Origin of the sequence: Aliterella atlantica CENA595, from assembly GCF_000952155.1 — a bacterium.
GTDB lineage: Bacteria > Cyanobacteriota > Cyanobacteriia > Cyanobacteriales > Chroococcidiopsidaceae > Aliterella > Aliterella atlantica.
In genome coordinates this window covers 1-6471 of the sequence record NZ_JYON01000051.1, presented here as the reverse complement: position 1 = coordinate 6471, position 6471 = coordinate 1, and the positions used below count along the sequence as shown (strand labels likewise).

Here is a 6471-nt window from a genome sequence, read left to right as displayed (position 1 = left end):
CAAATAACTTCCATTCCAAGTCGCTCAACCCCTCAAACCTACCTGCCATTTTCCTTCTTCTTTGTTCTGTCTATTTCTCCTTTACGTTGATTCTAGCTCAGATTTTTATATTAGTGGGATAGGCTCGTAGTGACAGTAATCTGCTGTCAGGTTGGGTAGCTTATGTACGGACTGATTACCGTGATTGGGCTACCAACGAATCGCACCGTATGTCATTGTTTTAATCCTGATGATTCAAGTAGTGAGTAGTTGTACTTTAAGAAGCCGTTTCTTGTATGCGATGCCTGCGGCGGTTCGCGAAGCGACCATCGCTATTTCATGTCTGCATATTCGCTATGAGTCAGCATTAATCACAGAACTGCTGGGAAAAAGAGTTTTCCTTCTAGATAGTTGCTCCAGATCGTTTGCTAACCACGTACAGGATGCTTGCCGCTAGATTCACTTGTTCCTCTGCCAGCAAAAAATCTTCACCTTCTGCTTGCAATAAGCTAATCAATGCTAAAACAATTAAATCCCTCTCTTCCTGTGGCAAGCAGGATAGTATAGTAACTGGCTTTAGCGATGCCTGCGGTGATTCACTCTGCAAGCATCGTTTGGGAGCAGATGTAGTTGTCCTAGAGAACTTTGGCTCTACCCAGGTGTCAACAATTGCATCGGTAAAGGTTGACTGTTTGCTTGCTGCTAATAGCTTATGAATCTGAGCTAGTATTTCACCCTTTTCTGGGCTGTGGAAGGCGAATATCTCTGCTAGGTCGGTATCAGTAACCTCGTTGCCCGAATTGTTAGCCAATAGCTCGTTCTCCCGCAGCCAAGTAATCAGTTCAATTGCAACAGAGCGATCGCATAAGTTCTTTGTTAGTTCGTTGATGTCCATAATGAGTTCTGCCTGCAATAAGTAAGTACAAGCGGCGCTCTTAACCCCAAATCAAGAGCGCCTGATGCGATGGTCGCAAAGCGAACCGCCGAAGGCATCGCGCGTTAGTGGGCGTATGCTGCTAACACTCGCCCACGATGCTCCTGCCAAAATTTCTCACCAGCAATGTACTTCTGAGCTATGCGCTCGGCTTCTTCGCTGGTTAAAGCTCTACCAATGGCACGATCATTTACCCAAACAACGTACCACTGCCACTTGTCGTTATATGTTACTGACCACTGCAAAGGCTTGGCAGGAGCTTTTGTTTGCTGGGGAATTGGCTTGCCATTGTAGCCTTGCACATATCCGGCTGAGTATTGGCAATTAGCTTGTGCATATATGGGGTGCAATCTTTGTGCTGAGTCGTTTTGCCCATGCTGTAAGCCTTGCTCGAACTCGCTTTGTGGCTCTTGTTCTGGCTCTACAACCCATTGCTCTGTGAATGAAGCATTGGTAGGTTTAACCAACAGCCAAGTCTGACCATCGGGGTAGATGTCTTTGTCTATGACTTGCATCACGGGCGTAAACGGGGCGCGGATATAGTCACCGACTTGTACGCTTGTGGTTGCTTTGTCCCAGGTTTTGGGTGTAGCTACTTGAAGCGATTGTTCTTGTTGCGTTACCATGAAAATCTCCTGTACGGGGAACCAAAGCCTGCAAGCGATCTCTCTGCTAAAATTGAACGCTTGCAGGCTTTGTAATTTTTGAAAGTTGTTTAATCAACAAAGCTTTTATATGTGGGAGTCCGCAGGGCATAGGTTGCCTTATCGTGGGCGTTTCCTCCTCTGACCGCTACTACTGCTTTTGGCTTCGCTGTTATCAGGTTACGGGCGGTGTTTCGGCAGTTCCGCGCATCTGCTGCTTTGTTGTTTGTGATTGAAATTCTTGGGCTGGTGCAACGCTGGATTTTTGCTTCTTAGCTGAGGCGGTTTGCTTTCCTCATCCATGCCTCTATATTACCAACAATTTGTTGGTAAGTTAATCATTTTGTTGGACAACATTTTGTTGGTAAGTAGTGCTACACTAAAACTGTTAATCTGAGGCAATGGCGGTGAAAGTACAACTCAAACAAATTAGACAGTCGCGTGGGCTATCTCAGAACAAGTTAGCCCAACTGGTTGATATGACCCTACAAAATATCCAAAAGATTGAGTATGGCAAGACAAAAGGGCTACAGTACGATGCCCTAAATAAGCTTTGTAAAGCTCTTAATTGTCAACCAGGAGACTTGTTAATTTATGAACCTGATGATGAGACTCAAGAACAAATTACCAATCAAGAGGTACTTAAAAAGCTAGAGCAGGTTAAAAAGCTGGATGATGCTAATCCTGAAATTGGGCATCATCGTCCTCATTCATTCCTTACTGTTATTGCTGAAGTACCAGAGTCAGCTTAAGCTGTTTTCATTTTCCAAGTAGTTTTTAGATTTGGTACAAATGCAATCGCAATGCAATTGGCAAGTTAAGCAAATCTTATGGCTACTACAAAAATTTTCACTGCCTATCGCAAAGTAAGAAAGTAGCACATTCGGTGGTATTCTCCGCCCACTACAGATAACACCTAAACAATTTTTAGAAAATATTTGAAGCGATCGCGTCCCCGTCAAGTTCGGCGATCGCCCCACAGTTGCACCTAAGTCGTTTATCCCAAGGTACAGCCTTATGGAATTTTCGCATGAGTTAGCACTATCGTTAGTGCAATCAACCGAGCAGTTTCCTGTAGATTTTGATGCTGGTTGGAAATGGCTTGGTTATTCAACCAAGCAGAAAGCTAAAAATAAGTTGACTAACAACTTTGAGCAAGGCATCGATTACCACATTAACCAAATGGTTAAGCGTGTAGAAGGTAACAGGGGCGGAGGTTCTGTCCGATTTGAATCCATCAGCCTCAGCGTTGATTGTTTTAAGTCGCTAGCAATGATGGCAGGAACAACTAAAGGTAAAGAAGTGCGTCGCTACTTTTTAGAGTGCGAACGGATTGCTAAAAAAGCAGTAGAAGTCATCCCTGCCCAAGCCCAAGAAATCGAACGATTGCAACTAGAGCTTCAAGTCGCCCAAGCTCAAGCTGCCGCAGCACAAAGTCAAGAACGGCTAATGCAAGCGACAAATGCGATCGCTGCTTTGCATGGCTCTGGTCTGGTGGAGCTAGTTCTCGGTAAACCCGATGCAATTGTTACCCGCACCGAAGTAGTTGAGAAAACAGTTGCCGTAGATTCCAAAGGACGAGTGCTTGCCCAAAGTGACGGCATGACCATCGGCTACTTAACTAAGCGCCTGGGTTTCAAGAATAACGACCAAACCTGGCAGTGGCTTAGTTCAGTGCAACTAGGGAAAGATTCTGGCGCTTGGTCAAGGGAGCTAACTGCTCACCCTACCCTAAAGCTACCTCGGCATCTCCTGCCCCAAATCCAGCGCTTATTTGCTTACCAAGTGGGCAACCGTCAGCTTTTGCTTGGCGAAGGAGGTAGCAGATGAGACAACCAACCCGTTTCTTTTTCCAGGTAGCTTCTTTTGCGATTGCGCTTCGCGCAGTGCTGGAAGCAATCGCATTAGCCAAGGAGGTAAGCAAATGACGACATCGCTTGCTCCGCATCCCTTACTCCTCCCGCCAGACTTAGCCAAAGAAATCGGCTTGCACGAAGCAGTTATTCTCCAACAAATCCATTACTGGTTAGAGAAGTCAAATCACCTGATTAACGGCTACAGATGGATTTACAATACCTATCAAGCATGGCAGCAGCAATTTCCCTTCTTAAGTTTGAGTGCAATCCGTCGTGCGATCGCACGCTTGGAAGGAATGAACCTACTTAAAACTGAGCGGTTCGACAAACGGCAGTGGAATCAAACTAAGTGGTACAGCATTAACTATCAAAGGCTGGAAGTATTGATTTCTAGCATTTGTTCAAATCGGTTAGATCGATCTGCTCAATTTGAACAACTTGATAGTCCCATTTTGAGCAGATCATCTACAGAGACTTCAGCATCTACTACTTCTAAAACTACCTCTCCTTACAGCCAACAGAGAGAGGAAGAAGAAAAGCAAACAGACAAGACAGTTATCGCTCAATCCTGTACTTCGCTGTTAGCAAAAAACGAATTGGTAAATAAGGAGCCGATAGATTCTGATGATGATCGTCTTTCCGCCCCTGGCGATGCCTTCGGCAGTTCGTGTAGCGACCTTCGTGTCCAAAATAATTTTGATGGGTTGCCCTGCCAAGATACCCCTGTAGCCTCGTCTATTTCTGCCCAACCCATAGCGGATAAACAGACTAACTATTTACCTCCTCCTACCCTAGCAAATCAGCCTTCTCAGCCCACTAGCGCTCGTACAGATGAAGCCGCAACGGGCGAGTCAGCGTTGGAATCCCCTACTCGCACTCAATTACTAACCAAGCTATCAGCGCTGACTAACGAATCTGTAGACAGCCTGCGCCTCAACACTGCTCTTGCTGCTGCTGTTGACCGCTATCCAGACAGGGTTGACGATGCCTTAGAGTTTTTTCAGCAGGCGATCGCTACCTGGAAAAATAAACCAGGGATTGGCTTGTTTATTCACGCCGTCAAGTCTGGTCAAAAACCATCGCTAAATAAACCTGGCTGCGGCTGGAAGGAGTGGGCGGATGAAGCAATCAAGCGACGGTTGATGGAGTATTCGCAGTCGCATGACGGGGATATCATGGTGCATTTGGTTAGCGGGGTAAGCAGGCTGTGGAGTCAGTTGCGCTCGTTGCCTTGGTCGGAGATTGAGCTTATTGCGGCTGGAGGAATAGAATGAGCGATTGTACCCAAGCTCTCAAGAAGCGCATCGCCGAACTGGAAGCAGAACTACGAGCGATGCGGCGGCAAATTGAGGCTCAACGTCAGAAAATTGCTTATACATTTGGACAGGAATTTCTAGCACTACTTGATGGCGATCCACATACTAGGGTAATTATTACCGACATAGTACAGAAGCTTGCAATCGAGGATGAGCAGGGCAATACTGTTTGTGAAACGAATAGTTCGCTAGTAGGGAAGATTATACAGGTGCGGTTTAGGTCACTGCGTAAAGGAAGTTAATGCAAGCGATCGCTAATAGCAAGCTTAATTTCCTTATCCAAACTTATCAGTTACGAGCATAACTAATAACAGTGCGCTTAAAAATCTGCCATTTTCGCTCAGACCTCTAAGCCTAGCTTCAGGAGCCAACATGACCGCAGTAGTTAAGGTGACATCGTTACCGCGACCCAAGTGGGGCTGATCGAACTCGATAGCAACGGCTTCGGCGGCACCCACTTCCTGGGCAACCTCGCTTGCCGCTTGCAGGTTCCGCCCTCTGACAAGTACCGGAATGTCGGGATGTTGATCGCGGAACCACCTGACGGCAGTACGCCCTACGAAGCCCGACCCTGCGGCGAAAAGTACCTGTGCTGTCGTCATAAAGTTAGAAGCGCGTTCTTGGTCAAAAACAAGGGTTGGTTCTTTGGTTTCCATAAGGCAATGAATGAGTGAAATATACAATTGAACGTACCTCTACTTGCTGTTGGCGTTTTACTTGCTTAGTGCGATCGCTTGCCAATCCTGTTGTTGTATGTCTGATGCAAGCTGCATTGGATTCTTGTCCGATCTAACTTGAGTGTAATGATTGTCAACGCTCAACTTCTTTCAGATTCTTAAGGCGTTAGCGAATCTGCTTTGGTGTCATTCCAGTGAATCGCTTAAAGTGTTGCGTCAGATGGCTTTGACTAGAGAAACCGACTTGTAGGTTTAGCAATGACAACTCCGTAAAGCTGGTCTAATTTTCTGTAAAGTCCAGCACAATTTTGCCCCGTGTTCTTCCCTGCTCCAGACGCTGATGTGCCAGAACGACCTGATTCCAAGGCAATACTGAATCAATCACTGGGCGAAGCTGATGACGCTCGATGAGTTTTGTCAACGCCTCTAATTTTGCTCGGTACTGGGGTGAAAAAACAAAATGAATCGTCAGATTCTTGCCCCATGCTTCAAGCAGCGATTGCGGTATTGCAATGTCTACAATGCTTGTAAGCCTACCAAAGGGACGAATTATTTCTAGACTACGCTGAATTGTTTCTTTGCCGATCGTATCTAGAACTAAATCCACACCTAGTCCATCTGTTTCTTGACGAATGACTTCTACGTAATCTTCATTTTTGTAATCAATTACTCGATCGGCGCCCAGTTCTGTCACGAAATCTCTGTTTCTAGAACTACAAGTTGCAAAAACGTATGCCCCTAACGCTTTGGCGAGTTGAACTGCGATCGAACCGACTCCACCTGCACCCGCATGGATGAGAACTGTTTCACCAGCTTGGAGATTGCCCCTAGTCACAAGACAATCCCAAGCAGTTCCGCCTGCAAGCGGGAAAGAAGCTGCTTCAATGTGCGATAGATTTACAGGCTTCAATGCAACAATCGCTGCATCAGCCACATGATATAGCCATACAAAGTCATGTTAAGACATAAAATAGAAAAAGAGAAAAACAAACAACACCTATGCCTGCCCCTTACAGTGAAGACCTGCGCCAAAAGGCGATTGCTGCCGTAGAGCGAGGAGAACGT

Annotated in this window: 9 protein-coding genes and 1 pseudogene; 5 read left to right on the top strand and 5 right to left on the bottom strand. The window is 46.0% G+C overall.

From position 1 onward, the window contains the following. Positions 1-382: 382 nt before the first annotated feature. Positions 383-874 carry a hypothetical protein gene (locus UH38_RS24385; RefSeq protein WP_045057311.1) on the bottom strand — a complete coding sequence of 164 codons (492 nt, stop codon included), beginning with the start codon at positions 872-874 and terminating at the stop codon, positions 383-385. A gap of 104 nt (positions 875-978) precedes the next feature. Next, positions 979-1539 carry a hypothetical protein gene (locus UH38_RS24380; protein ID WP_045057310.1) on the bottom strand — a complete coding sequence of 187 codons (561 nt, stop codon included), beginning with the start codon at positions 1537-1539 and terminating at the stop codon, positions 979-981. 419 nt (positions 1540-1958) lie between these two features. Here UH38_RS24380 and UH38_RS25770 point away from each other — a divergent pair, with 419 nt between their 5' ends. From UH38_RS25770 to UH38_RS24355, 4 genes are all read left to right on the top strand, one after another. Then, complete coding sequence (locus UH38_RS25770; protein WP_072044991.1) at positions 1959-2309, top strand: helix-turn-helix domain-containing protein; 351 nt, start codon at positions 1959-1961, stop codon at positions 2307-2309. A gap of 265 nt (positions 2310-2574) precedes the next feature. Beyond that, positions 2575-3387: a hypothetical protein gene (locus tag UH38_RS25765; RefSeq protein WP_072044990.1), complete on the top strand. Its 813-nt coding sequence runs from the start codon at positions 2575-2577 to the stop codon at positions 3385-3387. 94 nt (positions 3388-3481) lie between these two features. Next, the gene (locus tag UH38_RS25155) at positions 3482-4687 is read left to right on the top strand and encodes a hypothetical protein (protein WP_052672570.1); all 1206 of its coding nucleotides are present in this window, start codon (positions 3482-3484) and stop codon (positions 4685-4687) included. Next, positions 4684-4971, top strand: coding sequence for a hypothetical protein (locus UH38_RS24355; protein ID WP_045057309.1), 288 nt, complete (start codon positions 4684-4686; stop codon positions 4969-4971). Before UH38_RS25155 ends, UH38_RS24355 begins: the two co-directional genes overlap by 4 nt. A gap of 33 nt (positions 4972-5004) precedes the next feature. Here UH38_RS24355 and UH38_RS24350 read toward each other — a convergent pair whose 3' ends face one another. After that, positions 5005-5385 (bottom strand): hypothetical protein, encoded by a 381-nt coding sequence (locus UH38_RS24350; protein WP_045057308.1) that lies wholly within the window; start codon positions 5383-5385, stop codon positions 5005-5007. A 14-nt stretch (positions 5386-5399) separates the two neighbouring features. Between UH38_RS24350 and UH38_RS28000 the strand changes: the two genes are divergently transcribed. Next, entirely contained in the window at positions 5400-5522 is a 123-nt protein-coding gene (locus tag UH38_RS28000) for a hypothetical protein (RefSeq protein WP_268748918.1), read from the top strand. A gap of 50 nt (positions 5523-5572) precedes the next feature. On the opposite strand, the gene UH38_RS28415 is transcribed toward UH38_RS28000, so the two are convergent. Both UH38_RS28415 and UH38_RS24345 read right to left on the bottom strand, forming a co-directional pair. Beyond that, on the bottom strand, positions 5573-5665 hold the full coding sequence (locus UH38_RS28415; RefSeq protein WP_160296022.1) for an AraC family transcriptional regulator: 93 nt from the start codon (positions 5663-5665) through the stop codon (positions 5573-5575). Between the two features lie 21 nt (positions 5666-5686). Further along, positions 5687-6346 (bottom strand): annotated as a pseudogene (locus UH38_RS24345) (zinc-binding dehydrogenase); the annotation flags it as partial. Positions 6347-6471 lie beyond the last annotated feature (125 nt).

What these genes read in the sequence shown, in the direction of transcription:
- UH38_RS24385 (WP_045057311.1), bottom strand. Translation starts at nt 874, where the DNA reads ATGGACATCAACGAACTAACAAAGAACTTATGCGATCGCTCTGTTGCA.
- UH38_RS24380 (WP_045057310.1), bottom strand. Translation starts at nt 1,539, where the DNA reads ATGGTAACGCAACAAGAACAATCGCTTCAAGTAGCTACACCCAAAACC.
- UH38_RS25770 (WP_072044991.1), top strand. Translation starts at nt 1,959, where the DNA reads ATGGCGGTGAAAGTACAACTCAAACAAATTAGACAGTCGCGTGGGCTA.
- UH38_RS25765 (WP_072044990.1), top strand. Translation starts at nt 2,575, where the DNA reads ATGGAATTTTCGCATGAGTTAGCACTATCGTTAGTGCAATCAACCGAG.
- UH38_RS25155 (WP_052672570.1), top strand. Translation starts at nt 3,482, where the DNA reads ATGACGACATCGCTTGCTCCGCATCCCTTACTCCTCCCGCCAGACTTA.
- UH38_RS24355 (WP_045057309.1), top strand. Translation starts at nt 4,684, where the DNA reads ATGAGCGATTGTACCCAAGCTCTCAAGAAGCGCATCGCCGAACTGGAA.
- UH38_RS24350 (WP_045057308.1), bottom strand. Translation starts at nt 5,385, where the DNA reads ATGGAAACCAAAGAACCAACCCTTGTTTTTGACCAAGAACGCGCTTCT.